This is a genomic window from Thermodesulfomicrobium sp. WS (genome assembly GCF_027925145.1).
Lineage (GTDB): Bacteria > Desulfobacterota > Desulfovibrionia > Desulfovibrionales > Desulfomicrobiaceae > Thermodesulfomicrobium.
Genome location: NZ_AP027130.1, coordinates 1,210,319 through 1,230,450, shown reverse-complemented (window position 1 = coordinate 1,230,450; position 20,132 = coordinate 1,210,319). Strand labels below are relative to the sequence as shown.

The 20,132-nt window shown below is 66.0% G+C and carries 19 protein-coding genes; 13 read left to right on the top strand and 6 right to left on the bottom strand.

All coding sequences use genetic code 11. From position 1 onward, the window contains the following. Positions 1 to 5 precede the first annotated feature (5 nt). From QMF81_RS05970 to tal, 6 genes are all read right to left on the bottom strand, one after another. Positions 6 to 365, bottom strand: coding sequence for a response regulator (locus QMF81_RS05970; protein WP_281749819.1), 360 nt, complete (start codon positions 363 to 365; stop codon positions 6 to 8). Next, positions 362 to 673 (bottom strand): STAS domain-containing protein, encoded by a 312-nt coding sequence (locus QMF81_RS05965; RefSeq protein ID WP_281749818.1) that lies wholly within the window; start codon positions 671 to 673, stop codon positions 362 to 364. The genes QMF81_RS05970 and QMF81_RS05965 overlap by 4 nt, the downstream gene beginning before the upstream one ends. A 19-nt stretch (positions 674 to 692) precedes the next feature. Then, the gene (locus QMF81_RS05960; protein WP_281749817.1) at positions 693 to 2,426 is read right to left on the bottom strand and encodes a methyl-accepting chemotaxis protein; all 1,734 of its coding nucleotides are present in this window, start codon (positions 2,424 to 2,426) and stop codon (positions 693 to 695) included. Beyond that, complete coding sequence (locus tag QMF81_RS05955; protein ID WP_281749816.1) at positions 2,423 to 2,902, bottom strand: chemotaxis protein CheW; 480 nt, start codon at positions 2,900 to 2,902, stop codon at positions 2,423 to 2,425. Before QMF81_RS05955 ends, QMF81_RS05960 begins: the two co-directional genes overlap by 4 nt. Positions 2,903 to 2,918: 16 nt before the next feature. Next, positions 2,919 to 4,967 (bottom strand): methyl-accepting chemotaxis protein, encoded by a 2,049-nt coding sequence (locus tag QMF81_RS05950; RefSeq protein ID WP_281749815.1) that lies wholly within the window; start codon positions 4,965 to 4,967, stop codon positions 2,919 to 2,921. 207 nt (positions 4,968 to 5,174) lie between these two features. Next, the gene (gene tal, locus QMF81_RS05945; protein WP_281749814.1) at positions 5,175 to 6,281 is read right to left on the bottom strand and encodes a transaldolase; all 1,107 of its coding nucleotides are present in this window, start codon (positions 6,279 to 6,281) and stop codon (positions 5,175 to 5,177) included. A 465-nt stretch (positions 6,282 to 6,746) separates the two neighbouring features. Between tal and QMF81_RS05940 the strand changes: the two genes are divergently transcribed. The 13 genes from QMF81_RS05940 (at position 6,747) to QMF81_RS05880 (ending at position 20,122) form a co-directional block, all read left to right on the top strand. Further along, positions 6,747 to 7,784 (top strand): glycosyltransferase family 4 protein, encoded by a 1,038-nt coding sequence (locus QMF81_RS05940; RefSeq protein WP_281749813.1) that lies wholly within the window; start codon positions 6,747 to 6,749, stop codon positions 7,782 to 7,784. Then, a complete protein-coding gene (locus QMF81_RS05935) occupies positions 7,781 to 8,785 on the top strand; it encodes a polysaccharide deacetylase family protein (protein WP_281749812.1) in 1,005 nt (334 codons plus the stop codon). The genes QMF81_RS05940 and QMF81_RS05935 overlap by 4 nt, the downstream gene beginning before the upstream one ends. Then, a complete protein-coding gene (locus QMF81_RS05930; protein WP_281749811.1) occupies positions 8,782 to 10,542 on the top strand; it encodes an ABC transporter transmembrane domain-containing protein in 1,761 nt (586 codons plus the stop codon). The genes QMF81_RS05935 and QMF81_RS05930 overlap by 4 nt, the downstream gene beginning before the upstream one ends. Before the next feature lie 173 nt (positions 10,543 to 10,715). Then, positions 10,716 to 11,345 carry a lactate utilization protein gene (locus QMF81_RS05925; RefSeq protein ID WP_281749810.1) on the top strand — a complete coding sequence of 210 codons (630 nt, stop codon included), beginning with the start codon at positions 10,716 to 10,718 and terminating at the stop codon, positions 11,343 to 11,345. Then, positions 11,345 to 13,480, top strand: coding sequence for an L-lactate dehydrogenase (quinone) large subunit LdhH (gene ldhH / locus QMF81_RS05920; protein ID WP_281749809.1), 2,136 nt, complete (start codon positions 11,345 to 11,347; stop codon positions 13,478 to 13,480). Before QMF81_RS05925 ends, ldhH begins: the two co-directional genes overlap by 1 nt. 188 nt (positions 13,481 to 13,668) lie before the next feature. Then, positions 13,669 to 14,679, top strand: a complete 1,011-nt coding sequence (locus QMF81_RS05915; RefSeq protein WP_281749808.1) for a TonB family protein — start codon at positions 13,669 to 13,671, stop codon at positions 14,677 to 14,679. A gap of 47 nt (positions 14,680 to 14,726) precedes the next feature. Continuing rightward, entirely contained in the window at positions 14,727 to 15,329 is a 603-nt protein-coding gene (locus QMF81_RS05910; protein ID WP_281749807.1) for an HAD-IIIA family hydrolase, read from the top strand. Further along, a complete protein-coding gene (locus tag QMF81_RS05905) occupies positions 15,326 to 16,453 on the top strand; it encodes a glycosyltransferase family 1 protein (protein ID WP_281749806.1) in 1,128 nt (375 codons plus the stop codon). The genes QMF81_RS05910 and QMF81_RS05905 overlap by 4 nt, the downstream gene beginning before the upstream one ends. Continuing rightward, positions 16,441 to 17,439, top strand: coding sequence for a glycosyltransferase family 9 protein (locus QMF81_RS05900; RefSeq protein WP_281749805.1), 999 nt, complete (start codon positions 16,441 to 16,443; stop codon positions 17,437 to 17,439). The genes QMF81_RS05905 and QMF81_RS05900 overlap by 13 nt, the downstream gene beginning before the upstream one ends. A 76-nt stretch (positions 17,440 to 17,515) precedes the next feature. Further along, positions 17,516 to 17,953 carry a transcriptional repressor gene (locus QMF81_RS05895; protein ID WP_281749804.1) on the top strand — a complete coding sequence of 146 codons (438 nt, stop codon included), beginning with the start codon at positions 17,516 to 17,518 and terminating at the stop codon, positions 17,951 to 17,953. Positions 17,954 to 18,019: 66 nt separating this feature from the next. Continuing rightward, positions 18,020 to 18,181, top strand: coding sequence for a rubredoxin (gene rd / locus QMF81_RS05890; RefSeq protein WP_281749803.1), 162 nt, complete (start codon positions 18,020 to 18,022; stop codon positions 18,179 to 18,181). Positions 18,182 to 18,193: 12 nt separating this feature from the next. Then, positions 18,194 to 19,402, top strand: a complete 1,209-nt coding sequence (locus tag QMF81_RS05885; protein WP_281749802.1) for a flavodoxin domain-containing protein — start codon at positions 18,194 to 18,196, stop codon at positions 19,400 to 19,402. Positions 19,403 to 19,411: 9 nt separating this feature from the next. Next, positions 19,412 to 20,122, top strand: coding sequence for a DVU0298 family protein (locus tag QMF81_RS05880; RefSeq protein ID WP_281749801.1), 711 nt, complete (start codon positions 19,412 to 19,414; stop codon positions 20,120 to 20,122). Positions 20,123 to 20,132 lie beyond the last annotated feature (10 nt).

The window sequence follows — 20,132 nt, the reverse complement described above, 5'->3', positions numbered from 1 at the left end:
CCCTCCTAACGCAGCACTTTGCGCACAACCGCCACCAGCTGATCCGGTTTGAAGGGCTTGACGATCCATCCCGTCGCCCCAGCGGCCTTGCCTTCCTGCTTCTTGGCCTCCTGGGATTCGGTGGTGAGCATGAGGATGGGGGTAAAGCGGGTGGCGGCCTCGGCGCGCAGGGCGCGGATCAGACCAATGCCATCCAGGTTGGGCATATTGAGGTCGGTGATGACCAAATCCGGCGCCGGGTTGAGCTTACCCAAGGCATCCTTGCCGTCCACGGCCTCCACCACCTCGAATCCGGCATCCTCCAAGGTCAGCCGCACCATCTGGCGCACACTGGAAGAATCGTCCACCGTCAGGATCCGTTTCATCCCGCCACCTCCGCGCCAAGGTTCTTCCACAAGCTCCCAGCCCCCAAACGCTGGCACCACGCCGCCACCATGCCCCCAGCATCATACACCTTCAGGCCGATGTCCCGGGCGGCCGCCTCCCGCTGCAAGGCGATCAAAAGCTGCACAAAGCTGGAGTCCACGCGGTCGGCCGCCAGGTGAAGGGTCAGGGTCCCCGCCTTGGGCAGGGCGGCCAGCAGGTGCTGCTGGATCTCCTGGGCATGCTCGATGCCAAGGTCACCGTGCAGGGTGAGGGTCGCACAGTGCGGGTCCAGATGGGCATGGAACATCTCGGTCCTCCTCAATGTTTCAAAAAAGCTCGATATTGTCGGCGTCATCGCCAAGGCCGTCTTCCACATCGCCATGGGCCCCGTGGTGCACCATACGCTCGCTCTCCATGGTGTAGCGGTGCACAAGGGCAGCCAGGGCCTCGGGCTGGTGAGCCTTGGCGAGGGCTTGGGCATGGACTTCCCACGGCGCCACGGCCGCTTCCAGGTCGCCCACCAGGGCTTCCATCTCCGCCACTGCGGCATGCTGCTCCTGCACCAGGGTTTGGAGCGCCTTGCTCAAGTCCTGCACCTTCGTGGCAAGGGCCGCCATGGCCGCAAGCTCGGCGTCGGTGGCAGCGGCCACGGCAGCCATGCGCTGCACCAGTTCCGAAAACCGCTGCACACCTGCCACCATGCCTGTGGCATGCTCGCGGGTGCGCAGGCGGGCGGCCACGGCAACGATCTCTTCCAAGGCCCTGCCCAAGGCGCGGGTATGACCGCGGGTCTCCACCGACATCTCCTGAATGGCCGAGGCGATGACCCCAAGGCACCGGCCCGTGCTCCCCGTGCGCGCCGCCCGGATGCTGGCATTGAGGGCCACGATCTCGATCTCGGCACCGATATCTTCGATGCCTTCCACCCATTGTTCCAACCCCGCCAACCGCTGCTGGGCCTGACGCAACTCTGCGGCCAAAGCCGCCTCTTGGTCCGCGGCCTGGGCCACATGGTGCTCCAGGGTCGCCATTTCCCGCTGCACGCCGTCCAGCACCGAACCCTGCGCACCGCCAAAGCACGCTGCCGCGGCTTGGGCGAGCGCGAAGGCCTCCTGTCCCAGGGCTTGGGTGTGCTGGGCAAATTCCGCCAGGGCCTGGGCGAAATCCTTGGCGCAGGCATCCACCTGGCGCGCCTGCAGGCGCGCCACCTCCACCATGAAGGCGGCAATGCCCCACACGTCTTCGGCGGCGGTCTGTTCGAGGGCATCAGCCGCCGCGCACGCCTGGGTCAGGGCCTGGTCCACATGCATGAGGCGCTGACGGGCCATGTCGTGGAATTGTACCGAAGCCACCAGGGCGTTCATGTGGGAGGATGCCGCCTCGGCCGAGCGCGGGATGGTGGTCCCCAGTTCCCCAATGCGGGTGACAAGCGTGCGCAAAAGCACAATCTCCGCGCTCAAGCGCTCCAGCACCGTGGCCACCAGGGTATGTTCTTGGACCAAACGGATCTCCGCCAAGCGGGTCTGTTGGGTGAGTTCTGCGGCCATGGCCGTGGTCTCGGAGGTGATGCTGGCGGCATGTTCGGGAATGCGGCGGGCAAGGGACTCCACGTCTCCGGCCAAGGCGGCAAAACCACGGCCTTCCTCACCCATGCGGGCGCTTTCGATCTTCACGGCAATCCCCAACATGGTGAGGGTCTTCACCAACCGCATGAGCGGCGCCGTCTTCCGGCGCAGGCCCTCCAGGGCCACGGCCGCCTCGCGCAAGAGGGCCACGCCTTCGTTGTCGCCAGTCTGGGCCGTTTGTCGAAGCCTCTCGAGCTCGGCTTCAAGCCCCCCCACCACTTCGGTGAGCTCGACCCCACCCAGCCGCGCCGCCAAGTCTTGAGCCCGCGCCGCCAAATCCCGCATCTGGGCATGCAGCCCAAACACCCCCTGCCCCAAGGCCAAGAAGGCCGCTTCCCGCTCCAGCACCGGGGCAGCAGCCCGCGATGCCAGGGCGCGCAAAGCGGCCTCCAAGGCATCCACACTGGGGACATGGGAAAGGGGTATCTCGCTCACGCGCCAACGCTCCCTTGCACCACCGCCAGTTCCTCGGGAGAGAAGACCCGGTCGATATCGAGAATCATGATGAATGCGTCGTCCTTTTTGCCCATGCCGCGCAAGAACTCGGATTTGACGCTCGCGCCCATGCGCGGCGGTGGGCTGATATCGGCATCGTCCATTTCAAACACCTCCCGCACCGAATCCACGATGGCACCCATGGCCATCCGCTCTCCATCCATCTGCGTCTCCACGATGATGATACAGGTATTCACCGTGTCCCGCACCTCCGCCAAGGCGAACTGCAGGCGCAAGTCCACCACCGGCACGGCATGCCCGCGCAGATTGATGACCCCGCGCAAAAACTCCGGAGTCTGGGGGATGCGCGTGATGGGGGCAAGCTCGATCACTTCCCGCACCCGTTCCGTCTCCAAGGCGAAGGTCTCTCCCCCCAAGGTAAAGGTCAGGTATTGCTTGGCGCTACTCTCGCTCATGGTCGGCTCCATCGGGTTAGAAGCGTTCAAACTCATCGTCCTCGGCGTCCCGGCCCAGGTCCAAGGCAATGCCGCCTTCCGCCTTGGGGGCTGCCTTGGGGGCTGCCTTGGGGGCGGGCAATGGGGCCGCCTTGATGGCTGGCTGCCGCTTGGAAGCGACACGAGCAACATGACGGCTTACCCGAGAAGCCCCGCCAAGATGGAAGAAGCCGATGGTGCTCTGCAACTGTTCGGCCTGGCTGGAGAGCTCCTCCGAAGTGGAGGCCATCTCTTCGCTGGCAGCGGCGTTCTGCTGCACGACCTGATCCAGTTGCTGGATGGCAGTGGTGATCTGGGCAACGCCCGCGCTCTGCTCCTTGCTGGCGGCGGAAATCTCCTGCACCAGCTCGGCGGTGCGCTGGATATCCGGCACGAGCTTGGCCAGCATCCGCCCTGCCTGATCCGCCACGCCCACGGTGGACGAGGACAATTCGCTGATTTCCGCCGCTGCCGCCCCGCTGCGCTCGGCCAGTTTGCGCACCTCGGCGGCCACCACGGCAAAGCCTTTGCCGTGCTCTCCTGCCCGAGCGGCCTCGATGGCCGCATTGAGGGCCAAGAGATTGGTCTGCCGGGCGATCTCCTCGATGATGGAGATTTTCTCCGCAATCTTCTTCATGGCGTCCACGGCCTGGGAGACCACCTCACCGCTAAACTGGGCGTCTTTGGCCGCCTGCACGGCAATCTTCTCGGTTTGCGAGGCATTGTCCGCGTTTTGCCGGATATTGGCGCTCATCTGCTCCATGCTCGAGCTCACTTCCTCGATGGAGGCCGCCTGTTCGGTCGTGCCTTGAGAAAGCTGCTGCGCCGAAGCGGACAATTCCTCCGAGCCCGAGGCCACGTTGTCCGCCGCGCTCTGCACCTGGGAGACCACCTCCCGCAAGCGCTCGCTCATCTCCCGCAGGGCCTGGGCGAGGGTGCCGATCTCGTCCTTCTGATCCACGTCCACGCTAGCGGTGAGATCCCCTTCCGCGAGCTTACGGGCAAAGGCCACGCCCTGGCTCACCGGTCCGGTGATGGACCGGGTAAGCAACACGGCAATGGCCGCCGCGAGGACAAGCCCCACAGCAAGCCCGACCCCAGTCGTGGTGATCATGGTCGAAGCCTGTGCCACGGAACCCTGTGCCAAGTGCGCGATCCCCTGCCGCCCGGCGGCAAGGAGCGCCGCCGCTGCCTGCAGGACTTCCTCTCCCTTGGCGGTGCGCTGCCGGTTCAGATCTTCCAATTGCACCCAGGCGGCACGCAGGGCGCGCATCTCGTCGCGGTAGGCAAGGGCCGCCTGCTGGATGGAGGCAAGCTGCTTCAGGTTGACCTCCTGGCGGGTGATGGTCCGCAATTTGTCCACGGTGGCCGCCATCTTCTCGAAATTGGACATTGCCTGTTCCATGCGTTCAGGCTTGCGTTCCACCTGGCCTTGGTAGGTGGCTTGGATCACGGCATTGCCCATGTCGATGAGATCATTGATCCAGGTAACCTTATCCAAGCGCTCCCGCAGACGCTCCGCCGAAGCACCCTCAGCTACTTCCTTCGCCATGGCCTGATTTTGACTCTCCAAAAAGGCATAGCATTGGCGCATGTACTCTCCAGCGAGTTCCTGCATCCGCGCCATGGCTCTCTCTTGGGCCTCGGTGGCGGCCACGCTGGCGTCGGCCAACTGGAAGTACTCATGGGCCTTGGCCTTGAGGGGGGCAATTGCCTCCTTGAGCTTCACCAAGTCCGGCCGTTTGACGGACAAATCATCCGCCTCGGCCAGAGACTTTTTCAATTCCTCGATGGCGGCGCGGCCCTGGTCGAGAAACCGCCTCTCCTTGGTAAAGGCATACCCGCGCCACGCGTACATCATGGACTGGGTGTTGGCCTGCACGTCCGCGGCAATGCCCACCTCAGGCACATACGCATTGGCCATGTGATCCGCCCCGTCCGCGACCTGACGCGCCCCAAAGAAGGTGATCCCCCCGAGCGTGGCCATGATGGCCAAAACCAGGGCAAAACCCAGACCGATTTTGACTCCGAGCTTGAGGTTTTTCATGTGGCTCCTCCCCAGCGGTTTGAAGGTGACACGCATCTTTTCCTTGCCCAAGCATCCGATTGCTTGCAACCCATTCGTTCGTTTTCGTTGCAGCCCATGCTCCGAAGGACGCGCAGGCGGCGCTGCCGTGAACCCCAAAACGTGCGGGGATTGCCCCGTCGGCGCTGGCCCCGCCCTCGGCAACCAGCCCAAAACCTCCTGATTCCCTCAAGCGCCGCACGCCCCAGGGGCGAGCTGGGCGCTCTTGGCCGCGACTTTGGCCAGCAAGGCGTCGAAGGAGCGGGCAAACGCCGCCACACCTTCCTCCTGGAGCTGCTTTTCCACGGCCTCCAGGTCAATGCCCAATGCGGCCAAGGCCGCCAATTGCTCGTAGGCCGCATCCAGGCCCTGGGACAGCGTGGGCGCGACGGTGCCGTGATCCCAAAAGGCCTCCAGGGTGGCCGGAGGCAGGGTATTCACCGTGCGGCCGCCAATGAGGGCGTCCACGTACAGGGTGTCCGGGTAGGCAGGGTTCTTGGTGCTCGTGCTCGCCCAAAGCAGGCGCTGCGCCCGCGCGCCCTCACGCTCCAAGGTACTCCAGCGCGGGCTGGAAAAGATCTCCTGCATCGTGCGGTACGCCACCTTGGCGCAGGCGATGGCGATGGTCCCCTGCAGGTGACGGGCGCCACGCACCTCCAAGAGCGCGTCCACGGCGGAATCGATGCGGCTGACAAAAAACGAGGCCACCGAGGCCACCTGCCGGGCACTCCCTCCGGCGGCAAGCCATTGCGCAAGCCCGGCGATATAGGCCTCGGCCACGGCGCGGTAGGCGCCAAGCCCGAAGATCAAGGTCACGTTGACGCTCACCCCTTGGCGGATAAGGGCCGTGATGGCGGCGATCCCCGCAGGCGTTGCCGGGACCTTGATCATCAGGTTGGGCCGGTCCACGGCGCGCCAAAGCCGCAGGGCCTCGGCAATGGTGCCCGGGGTGTCGTGGGCAAGGGCGGGGCTCACCTCGAGGCTCACATAGCCGTCGTCGCCTGCGCTTTCTTCGTAGACCGGGCGCAGCAGGTCCGCGGCGCGCTGGATGTCCTCCACCATCAAGGTCTCGGCGATCTGTGCTGCGCCCATGCCGCGAGCCGCCAAGGCCCTGATGGCGGCATCGTAATCGGTGCTGCCCACGATGGCCTTTTCAAAGATGGAAGGGTTGGAGGTCACCCCGCGGATCCCGGCCTCGATGAGAGCGGCAAGCCCGCTGCTCTCCACAAGGGAGCGATGGATGTTGTCGTACCAGATGGACTGGCCCAATGCCGCAAGGGCATGGAGTTTGGTCATGGTTTCCTCCTTCACGAAACAGGTCTTTCTCCGCAGCGGACTGCGCCCGCTGCCCGCAGGAGCGGCGGCGCACGGCCCTATGGTCGAGGAAACCATTGCACCATACCGCCTGCAGGCGCAACCAGGCAGCCCGAAAAACGCACGTCTGCCGCGAGTAAAGCACCAACTCGCGGCTTGACCATAGACGGATACGGAGATCTGCGCAGGCAACGCATCTGCTTCCGTTGATTGCGCCATCCCCCCAGATGCACCGCGCGCCCACGAAAAGCGATCCTATTGGCTCACTCCACCAAGGTAGGACAGAGCATCGTCGTCGCAAAAATGCGTTTTCCCCTTCAACCTGCACTGCACTCGCCCAAGGAAGCTGCGCTGTCCTGTGCTTGCCCCTTGACCTCGGGCCCGGCCTTGACCATGCGAGCCGTGCCGGGGCGCAAGCCCCCACCATGTCCTCCCCTGGAGTCTTGCGTGCCTTCCATCCTTTTTGCCACCAATTCCGACAAACTCTCCGGCGGCAACCGCCAACTGGCGCTGGCGGCCAATGCCCTGGCCGCAAGCGGACATACGGTCACGGTCATCGCCCCCACGGGCCGCAAACTCGGCGGCACCTTGGATGCCGCGGTCGCCTGCATCCCGTCAGGCCCTCGTCTGGGCCTATTGCAAGCGCGCCGCATTCTTGCCCACACCCAACCCGATGTGGTGCATTGTTTCCATAGCCGGGTGTACAAAGCCTTTCTCTTCGCCAAATTGCTTGGCGCGCGCTTTCGGCTGTTTCTCAACCGCGGGGTGGTCTTCGTGCCAGGGAGTTTTCCGTTGTTCTTCCTTCCGCAGCTCGACGGCATCATCTGCAACTCTGAGGCAGCAGCCACGGTGCTGCGCCGTCTGTGGATCCCCCAACGCAAGATCCACAGGGTCCCCAACGCCATCGCCATGCCCGAGGGCTGCCCCAACCCCGCCACCCGCCCCAGCCCGCCGTGGGTGACCTTCGTGGGCGGCACCAAGCCCTACAAAGGACTCGACATTTTCCTCAGGGCCATGGCCAGCCTCGCCCGGCGGCGCCGCGACTTCGCGGTGCACGTGGTGGGGACCCACGCAGATTCCCGTTGGGAGGCGCTCCTGGGGCCGGCCGTGGAGCGCACCTGTTTTCACGGCGCCGTAGCCCACGCGGAGGTGCTGCGCGTGCTTTCTGCCACCAGCATCTTCGTGCTCGCCTCGCGTCAGGAAAGCCAGCCCAACGCCCTCTTGGAGGCCATGGCCTGCGGGGCCGCACCTGTGGCCACCGCTGTGGGCGGAGTGCCGGAAATCCTCACCCACGGTCGCGACGGCATCCTCACCACCCCTGAAGACCCCGAGGCCATCGCCCAGGCCGTGGGCCGGCTTTTGGATGTCCCCAGCGAGCGCTTGCTGCTGGCGACTGCGGCCCAAAGGCGTGCCGGGGACTTTTCCGTGCCGACGCGCACAGCCCGCCTGCTTGCCATCTACGGTCTTGACGGAGGCGAAGAGTGATCCCGAGATCCATTCCCGTGCTCTGCTACCACGACGTGGGCACCCCCGGCGGGCACCCGGCCGAACTCTTCGAGGCCCATCTGCAGGAGATCGTGCGCAGCGGCTGGCGCACCCTCTCCTGTGCGGAGCTTTTGGCCGTACTCACGGGAAAAACGCCGGTGCCGGAGCGCAGCCTCATGCTCACCTTCGACGACTGCCACGTCAGCATGTGGACCGAGGTGGCCCCGCGCCTTCGGCGCCTTGGACTGCACGGCGTCTTCTTCGCCATCACCGACTTTTTGGGCCAAGGGCCGGCGCGTACCCCAAGCCAATGCCCTGCCCCGGCCAAGCTCTCCCATGGCCTGCGCCTGGCCCTGCGGCAGCAGGATTTCTCCCATTTCCTGCGCGCAAGCGAAGTGCGCGCCCTGGTGGAGGACTTCGGCTTCGAGGTGCACAACCACACCGCCCGGCACCAGGGCTGCTTCATCAGCCATGTCCCCACCGGCACCGTGGGCCAAGGCTGCCACTGGGCCGTGGCCGGCATCTACCGTACCGAAGACCCGCGCTACCCGGTCTTTGCCCTGGGAAGCGCCTATGCCTACGACGGCTTCTGGCCCGAAGAACTCCCGCACGCCGTGCGTCTCACCCGCCGAAGCCCAGAAGCCCGCGCCACGGACTGTCTGACGGAGCTTGCCCGCTCCCGGGAAGTCATCCAAGAAGTCACCGGCAATGCGGCGGTATGGCTGTGCTGGCCCTGGGGCCATTTTGACGCCACCTCCACCCAGGCGGCGCGCGCAAGCGGCCACGTGGGGGCCTTCACCCTGGAGCGCGGCCCCAACGCGCCAGGCACTGATCCCTTCCGGGTGCAGCGCATCGGCGTGGGCCGCCGCAAAAGCGTGGGCTGGCTGCGCCGGCGCCTGGCCATGCACGCCACCACCTGGGGGGCGCGGCTCTTTGGCAAACGCTTCCGCAGCGTTCCTCCCCACCCGGATCTGCACTCTTTCGAGGTACCTCTTGCATGAAACTCTCCCACGAAGCGCAAAACACCAGCAGCATTGAGCTGCTGCGCCGCACGCTGCGCTATTTTTTCCCCTACCGCGCACGCATCGTCGTCTCCCTCGTCTCCATGGGCATCGTGGCCGCCTGCTCTGCGGCAGCGGCCTTCCTGGTCAAACCCGCCCTGGACGACATCTTCATCCGCAAGGACGAAGACGCCCTGGTGCTCATCCCCGCGGCCCTCATCGCCGTGTTTCTCATCAAGGGGGTCTTCCGCTTTCTGCAGAACTACGAGATGAACTACTGCGGTCTCAAGGTGCTGGAGCAGCTGCGCGAGGAACTCCACAGCCGCATCATCCGGCTGCCGGTGGGGTTTTTCGAGGAAAACCAGACCGGCATGCTCATGTCGCGCATCTTGAACGACGTCACCATGGTGCGCACGAGCCTGCCGAGCATGGTGATGCTGGTGCGCGAGGCCCTCACCATGGTGGGACTGGTGGGGGTGGTCTTCTACCGCGATCCCGCCATGGCCACCTTGGCGGTGGTGGTGCTGCCGGTGGCGGCCTATCCCTTCTTCTACTTCGGCAGGAAGCTGCGCCAGTTGGGGCGCAAGAACCAGGCGCGCCTCTCGGATATTTCCGCCTTCTTGCAGGAGGTCTTCAGCGGCATCCGGGTGGTGAAGCTCTTTGCCGCGGAAAAGCGCGAAGACGAGCGCTTCCGCCGGGAAAACGGCCGCTTGGTGGATATCGCCGTGCGCCAGATCAAGTACAACGAGCTCTCCTCGCCGGTGATGGAGCTCATCGGCGCCCTGGGCGCGGGAGTGGTCATCTGGTACGGCGGCTCCAAGGTGATCGCCGGCGAGTCCACGCCCGGCACCTTCTTTTCCTTCATGACCGCCCTGGTGATGCTCTACGACCCGCTCAAAAAGCTCACCAGCGCCAACCTCGACATCCAAAAGGCCCTGGCCGGGGCGGAGCGTATCTTCCAGGTGCTCGACGACCCACGCCTTGCCGAAGAGCCCCGCGGCGGCATCCCGCTGACGCCGCCCTTCCAGGACCTCGTCTTCGAGCACGTCTCCTTCACCTATCCCGGCACCACCACCCCGGCCCTCCACGACATCTGCCTCACCGTGACCCGCGGCCAAAAAGTGGCCGTGGTGGGCCCGTCCGGCGCCGGCAAGTCCACCCTGGCGGCCCTCATCCCCCGGTTCTATCTCCACGACTCCGGCCGCATCCTCCTCAACGGCCGGCCCATCGAAGACTACGACCTGGCGAGCCTGCGCCGCTTCCTCGGTGTGGTCTCCCAGGACAATTTCCTCTTCAACGGCAGCGTGCGCGACAACATCGCCTACGGCCGGCCCGACGCGCCCATGGAGGCGGTCATCCAGGCCGCCCAGGCCGCTTTTGCCCACGACTTCATCACCCAGCTTCCCCTGGGCTACGACACCATCGTGGGGGAGCGCGGGGTCAAGCTCTCCGGCGGCCAGAAGCAACGCATCACCATTGCCCGGGCCATTTTGGAAAACCCGGAACTGCTCATCCTCGACGAGGCCACCAGCGCTCTGGACACCGAGTCCGAACGCATGGTGCAGCAGGCCCTGGACAACCTCATGGAAGGCCGCACCAGCCTGGTCATCGCCCACCGCCTCTCCACGGTGGTGGAGGCCGATGCCATCGTGGTCCTGGAGGCCGGCCGCATCATCGCCCAAGGCCGGCATCAGGAACTCCTCGCCACCTGCCCCCTCTACCGCGCCATCGCCCAGATGCAGCTTGGCGCCTCCTGATTGGGGGACTTGCCCCACCCCCTGGGGCAAATCCCCCAATGCGGGCGGCCCACCCGCTTCCCGCCGCGACCGGCCTTCAATCAACCAGCAAATATTTTTGCGATTTTTACCATAGGCTTTCTGGCACGATTCCGGCAGACGGCGAACAAACCTTTTTGTTCAAGGAGTCCTGCATGGAACAGAGTGCAATGGTGGAACGTTTCCGTGCCAAGGCCGAAGCGGTCTCGGCCGTGGTGAGCGAAGTGGAGACCATGGCCGAGGCTGTGGCCTACACCGTGGATCTGTGCGTCCACAAAGAGGCCTGCCAGATCCTCGTCTCCGGCTGCGACGAATCCCTCTCCCCGGTGGGACGGGATCTGTGCGGCCTCAAAGAGTGGGGCAAGATCATCGCCGCCCCTGGGATCGATGCCGCCACCCGCGAGCTTCTCGTGGCCCGGGCCAAAGAAAACGGCATCTCCGTCATCGAAAACAGCCTGCGCGAGCATCTCGGGGGGGTGGATATCGGCTTTACCGTCTGCCAGTACGGCATTGCCGAAACCGGCACCTTGGTGCTCGATTCCGTGAGCGAGGAAGTGCGCCTGGCCACCATGCTCGGCGAAATCCACGTGGCGGTGCTGCCCAAAAACCGCATCGCGCCCACGGCGGAAAGCATCGCCGACGATCTGCGCCGCATGCTGGGGCGAAACCCCAATTACCTGGCCTTGATCACCGGCGCCAGCCGCACGGCGGACATCGAGCGCGTCCTGGCCCTTGGGGTCCATGGACCTTTGGAACTGCACATCCTGCTGGTGGAGGAAGCCTAATGCATACCGCCAAGACCCTTCGCGATTACACCAAAGACATCCGCGCCGCCCTGGACAACGCCTTCCTGCGCGAGGCCATGGACAAGTTCGCCACCGCCTATCCCACGGGCCGCGCCAACGCCTTCCGGGAATACGACGTGGCCGCCCTCATCGCCAAGGTGGCGGAGGTCAAAGACCAGGGCCTGAAGCGCCTGGACGCGCTCTTTGCCCAGTTCAAGGCCGAGGCGGAAAAACGCGGGGTGCACGTGCACCTGGCCAAGGACGCCGCCGAGGCCAACGCCTTGGTGACCCGCATCGGCAAGGAGGCCGGCTGCCGCACGGTGGTGAAATCCAAGTCCATGACCGCCGAGGAGACCCTGCTCAACCACACCCTGGAGGCCGAAGGCTTCGAGGTCACGGAGACGGATCTCGGCGAGTGGATCATCCAGCTGCGCCACGAAGGCCCGAGCCACATGGTCATGCCCGCCATCCACCTTTCCCGCTACCAGGTGGCGGACCTCTTCTCGCAAGTGACCCGCCAGACCCAGCCCACGGACATCCAGCGCCTGGTGAAGGTGGCCCGCCGCGAACTGCGGCCCAAGTACGCCGCCGCGGACATGGGCATCAGCGGCGCCAATTTCGCCATCGCCGAGACCGGCACCATCGGCATCGTCACCAACGAAGGCAACGCCCGCCTGGTCTCCACCCTGCCGCGGGTGCACGTGGTGCTCACCGGCATCGACAAGCTGTGCGCCACCCTGGAAGACGCCCTGCACATCCTCCGGGTGCTGCCCAAGAACGCCACCGGCCAGGCCATCACCAGCTACGTCACCTGGATCACCGGGGCCAATCCCTGTGCGGCTGCGCCCAACGGCACCAAGGAGATGCACGTCATCTTCCTCGACAACGGCAGAAGCGCCCTGGCCAAGGACCCGCTCTTCAAACAGGTGCTGCGCTGCGTGCGCTGCGGGGCCTGCGCCAACGTGTGCCCGGTGTACCGCATGGTGGGCGGCCACGCCATGGGGCATATCTACATCGGCGCCATCGGCCTCATCCTCACCTACTTCTTCCACGGCAAGGACAAGGCCAAGACCCTGGCGCAAAACTGCATCAACTGTCAGGCCTGCAAGAACATCTGCGCCGCGGGCATCGATCTGCCCCTGCTCATCCAGGAAATCCGCGCCCGCATCAACGAAGAAGAGGGCCGGCCCATGAGCTCGGCGCTTTTGTCCATGGCCATGAAAAACCGCAAATTCTTCCATGGGCTTCTGCGGGCGGCCAAGTTCGCCCAAAAACCCGTGGCCGAGGGCGGCTACATCCGGCACCTGCCGGAGATCTTCGCCAAGGATCACGGCTTTCGGGCACTGCCCGCCATTGCCGAGGTCCCCTTCCGCGACCGCTTCGCCCGCCTGCGTCCCCAGGTGGAGCGGCCCGTCAAGCGCATCGCCCTGTTCTCGGGCTGCGTGCAGGACTTCGTGTATCCGGAACAACTGGAAGCCGCGCTGCAGGTCCTGGGACGACTGGGGGTGGCCGTGGACTTCCCCATGGAGCAGAGCTGCTGCGGGCTTCCCCTCTCCACCATGGGCGAGAAGGCCGCGGCCCAGGACGTGGCGCGGCAGAACATGGCGGCCCTTGCCGGCGACTACGACGCCATCGTCACCCTGTGCGCCTCGTGCGCCTCGCATCTTGCCCACGGCTACGGGCACCTCTTGGGAGACAGTCCGGAAGTGCAGGCCTTTGCCGCCAAGGTCATGCCCTTTTCGGCATTCGTCTCCAGCCTGAACGTAGGCCCGGAGCTCTTCCAGCAGACCATGGAACGGGCCACGCTCCACGCCCCCTGCCACCTGTGCCGCGGCATGGGCGTCACCGAAGAGCCACGGCAGCTCCTCAAGACCGCGGGCTACGAATACGCCCCGGCGGAGCTCGAGCAGGTGTGCTGCGGCTTTGGCGGCACCTATTCCGCCAAGTTCCCGGGGGTGTCGGAGAACATCCTCAAGCTCAAACTGGCTGACGTGGCCCGCACCCATGCCGAGACCTTGGTCACCGAATGTCCGGGCTGCGTCATGCAACTGCGCGGCGGGGCCATCCAACACGGCCACGGCTTCGAAGTCCGGCACATGGCCGAGGTGCTCGCCGCCCACCTCAAGGACAAATAGCACGGCCCAAGGCCGTCCCCACCAGCGCCCCGGAGCTCCAACCTCCGGGGCGTTTTTTGCGCCCGGCAACGCGCCGGCCCCACGCCTTGACCACAGACCAGGCTGCCGCGTAGCACGGGTGCGACATTCGGTATCAAGGAATTGTTCCGATTATGCCCAGCGCACATCCTTCTTCCACCCACCACGACATGCCGTATCTCCCCCTCACAGACGACATGTTTGATGCGTGGGAAATGGATCTGGATGGTGCGGCACTGGCAGACGCGCCCGCGGCCCCAAGCGGCCCGGTGGAACCCCACGCCCCCGCACCGTGCCGCATCCCGGCGCTGGCATGCCTCGCGGCCGCGCTCCTCATGCACCTGGCTGCGGTAGCGGCCGTGGACTGCCGCAAGCCGCCCCAGCCATCTTCCCCGCCCCCAGTCCTGGTGCTTTCCTGGGGTCTTGGCCCGGGGGCATCGCCTGCCTCCCCCGGCAAGGGTTCTTCCCCAGGGGCCCCGATGGCCCAAGGACCTGCGCCGGCAGCGCCGCACCCCCAAAGGCCGCCTGTGGCACCCCGCACCGCTTCCGCTCCCCAGGAAAGCAGCCCTTCAGCGCCGCTGCCGCTCCCCAAACCCGTTGCCGCCCCATCCCCAGCGCGCCCCAAAGCCACGGCCACCACGCCCCGCCCAGCCCCCCAGCGCTCCGCCCCCAAGCCCACGTCCGCCGTTTTTCCCCTACCGACTGAAGACACTGCATCCACCGCCCCAAAATCCCCCGAAGCCGCGCCCCCAAGCCCTGCCGCGGACGCCGGATTCGGGGAAGGAGCCGCGGCCACAGGATCGCCAGAGGGGGCAGGGGCACCATGGGGTACTGGCCCTGGCGGCGGGGGGATGACGGGGCCTGGCGGCGGGGGTGGCGGTGATGGCGGCGCCTGGGACGCCGAGCGCATAGATACCCCGCCGCGCCTTATCCGCCGCCGGGACCCGGTCTATCCCCTCCTGGCCCGGCGCCAAGGCATCCAGGGCATGGTCACGGCCCGGGTGCTCGTAGGGACCACCGGCGCGGTGCAGGCGGTGGTCATCGAATCCGCCACCCCGCCCGAAATCTTCGAGGAGGCGGTGACGGAGGCGCTTTCGCGCTGGCAGTTTTCTCCGGGCAGGCACCACGGCCAAACCGTGGCCGCCTGGGTGCGCGTCCCCATCCGTTTCCAGCTCCGCTAGCCCCGCGGACAGTTGACCTTGGCCGCATCCCCGGCCACAAGGCCCCCATGCCGCTTGCCGCCATCGATACCGTACTGCTCGACCGGGACGGCACCCTCATCGAGGAGTGCCACTACCTCTGCGACCCGGATGCCGTGCGCCTCATCCCCGCAGTAACCGCCCCCATGGCCCGTCTGTGCCAGCTGGGGGTGCGGTTTTTCCTCGTCTCCAACCAAAGCGGTATCGGCCGGGGGATCTTCCGCGAGGCGGACCTCGCCCGCGTGCAGGCCCGCCTCACGGAGCTGTTGGCTGCCCAAGGCATTACCCTTGCCGGCGCCGCCTTTTGTCCGCACGCCCCAGAAGAGGACTGCCGTTGCCGCAAGCCGGCCCCAGGGCAATGGGAGGCCTTGGACCAGGAGCACGGGCTTGATCCCGGCTCCACCTTGGTGGTGGGGGACAAGATCTCGGACGTGGCCTTCGGCCGAAGCCAAGGCTGCATGACCGCCTTGGTGCGCACCGGCCACGGCGAGGCGCACGCCAAGCGCCTGGGGCTTCCGCCCCTTGCGGGCGACCTCATGGCGCTTCCCGCGCACCCCCAATGGCCTGATCTGCAGGCCTCGAGCCTGGCCGCAGTGCTCAAAGCCCTGCTGGCTGCCCGGGAGGAGCGGTGATCATCGGATTGGACGCCAAGCGCTTCTTCACCAATGCCACGGGCCTGGGCACCTACGCCCGCACCACCATCCAGGCCCTGGCCCGCTACCAGAAAGGTCTGCGCCTGGTGCTCTTCACCCCCACGGCCACCGGTCCCTTTGCCCCACAGGTGCCGGCGCAAGTCGAGGTGGTCGCCCCGCGCCTTCCCCGAAGCCTCGCCCCGCTGTGGCGAAGCTTCGCCCTGCCCAGGGACGTGGCCCGCGCCGGGGTCCACATCTACCACGGTCTCTCCCACGAACTGCCGCTTGTCCCGCTTCCCCGCGGCGTGCGCTCCGTGGTCACGGTACATGATCTGCTCTTTCTTTCCCACCCGCACCGCTACCCGGCAGTGGACCGGCTCCTCTACCGCCTGAAATACCAGGCGAGCATCGCCAAGGCCCATTGCATCCTGGCCATCAGCCAGGCCACCCGGCAGGAGCTCATGGAGCGCCTGGCCGTCCCTGCCGAGCGCATCCGCGTGGCCTACCAGGCCTGCCCGGAGGTCTACTTCGGCCCGCCCCCGGTGGCGCCGCCCGCGGTGCGCCAGCGCCTTGGCCTTGCCCGCGATTTCGTCCTCTTCGTGGGAAGCCTCATCCCCCGCAAGGGTGCGGCGACGCTGGTGGAGGCCGTAGGAAGGCTTCCGCGCCCCCAGCGCCCGGCCCTGGTCCTGGCGGGCGCCGGGCCGCTGGAGTCCTCCTTGCGCCAGCAGGCGCAGCGCCTTGGGGTATCGGCGACGTTCCTCGGCCATGTGGCGGCAGAGCTTTTGCCCGGGCTCTACGGGGCGGCACAACTCCTCGCCTATCCCTCCGAGGCCGAAGGCTTCGGCCTTCCCATCGTCGAGGCCTTGGCCTGCGGCACCCCGGTGCTCACCTCCACAGGCTCCTGCTTTGCCGAAGCCGGCGGCCCTGGGGCCATCTACACCCCGCCGGCAGACGCCGAACGCCTGGCGCAGGCCATGGCCCGCGTCCTCGAAGACAGCGCCCTGGCCGAAAACTTGCGTCAGGCCGGCCGCGCCCATGTGGTCGCCAACTTTCACCCCCAGGCCGTGGCCGCCCGCCTTGCCGCCATCTACCGGGAGATCCTGGAGGCGCCATGCACGCGGTGATGATCCGCCTGAGCGCCCTGGGCGACGTGACCCTCACCACCGGGGTGCTCCACTTCTGGCACCAAACCCGAGGCATGACGTTCACCGTGGTCACCCGTGACGCCCTCACTCCTCTCTTTGCCGGCCATCCGGCAGTGCGCGACGTCATCGCGGTCACCGAAGCACACCGCAGCGCCCATGGCTGGCTGCGCTGCGCACGCGCCCTGGCACGCCGCTTTGCCGGCTCCCCCCTCATCGACCTCCACGGTACCCTGCGCACCCGTCTGCTCCAGATGCTCTGGCACGGCCCGGTGCACCGCTATCCCAAATTCACCCTGACCCGACGCCTCTTTCGCGCCACCCACCACCCCGGCATGGGCGCACGCCTCCTCGCCGCCTCCGTGCCCCAGCGCTACGCCCTGGCCCTGGAGCCGCAGGCCCCGACGCGTACGAGCCTTGCGCCGCGCCTCTTTCCCTCCCCGGAAGAACTAGCCTGGGCGCGCGCCCTGCTCGAGGGCCTCGGGCTCTGCCGTCCCCTGGCCCTGCACCCCTACGCCACCCACCCCGCCAAGACCCCAAAGCCCGCCTGGTGGCGCATCCTGCTGCGCACCCTCCAGGAAGCCGGCGTCCCCTGCCTCGTCATCGGCCACAGTTCCACCCCGCTCATCGCCCACAGCCCCGTGGACCGCACCAGCCGTGACAGCCTGCGGCAGACCATGGCGCTGCTTTCCCTCTGCCAGGGACTTGTCACCGGCGACTCCGGCCCCATGCACCTGGCCTGGGGGGTGGACACCCCGGTGTTCGCCCTCTTTGGCCCCACCACCGCCCATTGGGGATTTGCCCCGGCAGGAGCGCGCCACCACATCCTCACCGCCCCATGTCCCAAGGCCCCGTGCTCGCTCCACGGCCAAACCCCATGCCCGGGCGGCGCCACCTGCCTGGACCGCTTGGATCCCCAAGCCACCGCCGCCAGCATCCTCCACTGGCGCGCCCGTGTCGCTGCGTAGCGAAAAAACCCCTGCTGCACCTTGACGGGCACCTCACTTACCAATAAAAATTCTCATCAACATCAAGGAGGTCGCCATGCGCGAGTATCTCAAAAAAGACATGCGCCTCACCAGCCAGCGCCAAGTGATCCTGGAAGAGCTTCGCAGCGTCACGACCCACCCCACCGCTGAAGAAGTGTACGCCATGGCCAAGCGTCGGCTGCCCCGCATCAGCCTGGGAACGGTGTACCGCAACTTGGATGTGCTGGCAGACCTGGGCTTGGTGCGCGTGCTGGAGATGGCCTCACAGCAGCGGCGCTTCGATGCGGACATGCGGCCGCACCATCACATCCGCTGCCAGGTATGCGGCCGGGTGGACGACATCTGGCAGCCGCTTGCCCTTTCCATGGACCTGCACGCCCTGGACACCCCATACCACGTCACGGGCTACGAGCTGGAGCTTACGGGCATCTGTCCCCAATGCCAGCAGTGCCAGGAGGAACCGACCCCTCCTCAAGAAAAAAATGCTGGATAGTGCCACCCCGTTGAGCTATATGGGGAACTATCCTTCAACCCTCAACTTCATCCAAAGGAGCAACCCATGAGCAAATACGTGTGCACCCTGTGTGGCTATGTGTATGACCCTGCCAAAGGTGACCCCGACAGCGGCATCGCCCCAGGGACGGCCTTCGAAGACCTGCCCGAAGACTGGGAGTGCCCCGTATGTGGGGCCAGCAAAGCCGATTTCGTCAAAGAAAACTAATTGGGGACCACGATGGCTGCCATTGAAATCAAGAAAAACGTCTACTGGGTCGGCGTGGTTGATTGGAATATCCACGATTTCCATGGATATTCCCGTTCTCCGGAAGGCACGACCTACAACGCCTACCTCGTGCTGGACGACAAGATCACCCTCTTCGACTCTGCACCGCAAAAATTCCAGTGGGATCTCTACCACCAGATCCGCTCCATCATCCCCCTGGAAAAGATCGACTATATCGTGTGCAACCACATCGAGCCCGATCATGCGGGTGCCATGCCCTTCCTCATGGAGCATATCCGGCCCGAAAAAGTCGTCTGCTCCAAGATGGGACACCGCATGCTGCTCGATCACTTCCATCAGCCCGACTGGCCCTACCATGTGGTGGGAACAGGAGACACGCTATCCTTGGGCGCACGCACCGTCCATTTCCTGGAGACGCGCATGCTCCATTGGCCGGACTCCATGTTCTCCTACATCCCGGAGGACAAGCTCCTCATCTCCAACGACGCCTTTGGCCAAAACCTGGCCACCAGCGAACGCTTTGACGACGAGGTGGACTTCGGTCGCCTCATGAGCGCCACGTCTCACTACTACCACAACATCGTGCTGCCGTATTCGACGCGGGTTCTGGAAGTGCTCGCCGAGGTGGGCAAACGCGGCTGGCAGATCGACATGATCGCCCCGGACCACGGCATCATCTGGCGCTCGCACGTGGCGGACATCCTGGCGGCCTATCAGGCCTACGCCGAGCAGAAGACCGGTAAGCGCGCCGTGGTGGTGTATGACACCATGTGGCACTCCACGGAAAAGATGGCCAAGGCCATTGCCGATGGCATCATGGAAACCGGTGTGGGGGTGCGGGTCATGAGCCTCAAAGAATACCACCACAGCGACGTCATGGCGGAGCTGGCCACAGCCACGGGCATCGTGTGCGGCTCTCCCACCCACAATAACGGCATCCTTCCCCTTATGGCCGACTTCCTCACCTACATGAAGGGGCTCCGGCCGGCAGGTCGCATCGGGGCCGCCTTCGGGTCCTACGGCTGGAGTGGTGAGTCGGTCGCCGCCATCACCGAATGGCTCAAGAGCGCCAAGGTGGATGTGGTGGAACCCGGGGTCAAGGCCAAGAACGTGCCCGATCACGCCAAGCTTGCCGAGTGCAAGGACTTGGGCCGCCGCGTGGGCCAGGCCATCATCGAACGCGTGCAAAGCCGCGCCTAAGGAACATCCATGAACCGCCGCCAGCGCAAAACCTGGGTTTTGGAGCTCCTCGCCCATCCCCAATGGGAGGCGCGCCTGCACGAACTCCTGGCGGTACCCGGCGAACACGTGCTGGGAGGGCTCTTTGGGGCCCTCCTCCATCCAGATCCCCTGGTGCGCTGGCATGCGGTGACGGCCTTTGGCCTGGTGGTGGCTGCCATGGCCGAGGCCGCCCCGGAATCCGCCCGGGTGGTCATGCGCCGCTTTCTCTGGAGCCTCAACGACGAGTCCGGCGGCATCGGCTGGGGAGCGCCCGAGGCCATGGCCGAGATCATGGCGCAAAGCCCCCGCATGGCAAACGAATATGCCAAGATCCTGCGGGCCTACATCCACGAAGCCGCAGACGACTGCCCGGACTGCTTTCTGGAATACGCCCCCTTGCGCCGCGGGGCCTTCTGGGGTCTGGGCCGTCTTGCCGAGGTGCGTCCCGAACACGTGGTCGACGCAGCCCCGGATATCATCGCCGCCCTCCATGAGCCCGATGCCGGCATCCGCGGCCTTGCCGCATGGGCTGCCGGGAACCTGCGCCTTGCCGAGGCCGTGCCAGGGCTTCAGGCCAGCGTCCACGACCCCGCATCCCTGGAGATCTACCGCCAGCGCACCCTGAGCTCGACCACGGTCGGCACCCTGGCCGCCGAGGCCCTCGCCGCGCTGGGCAAGTCCGGCCCTTCCCACCCCTAACCCTAAGGAG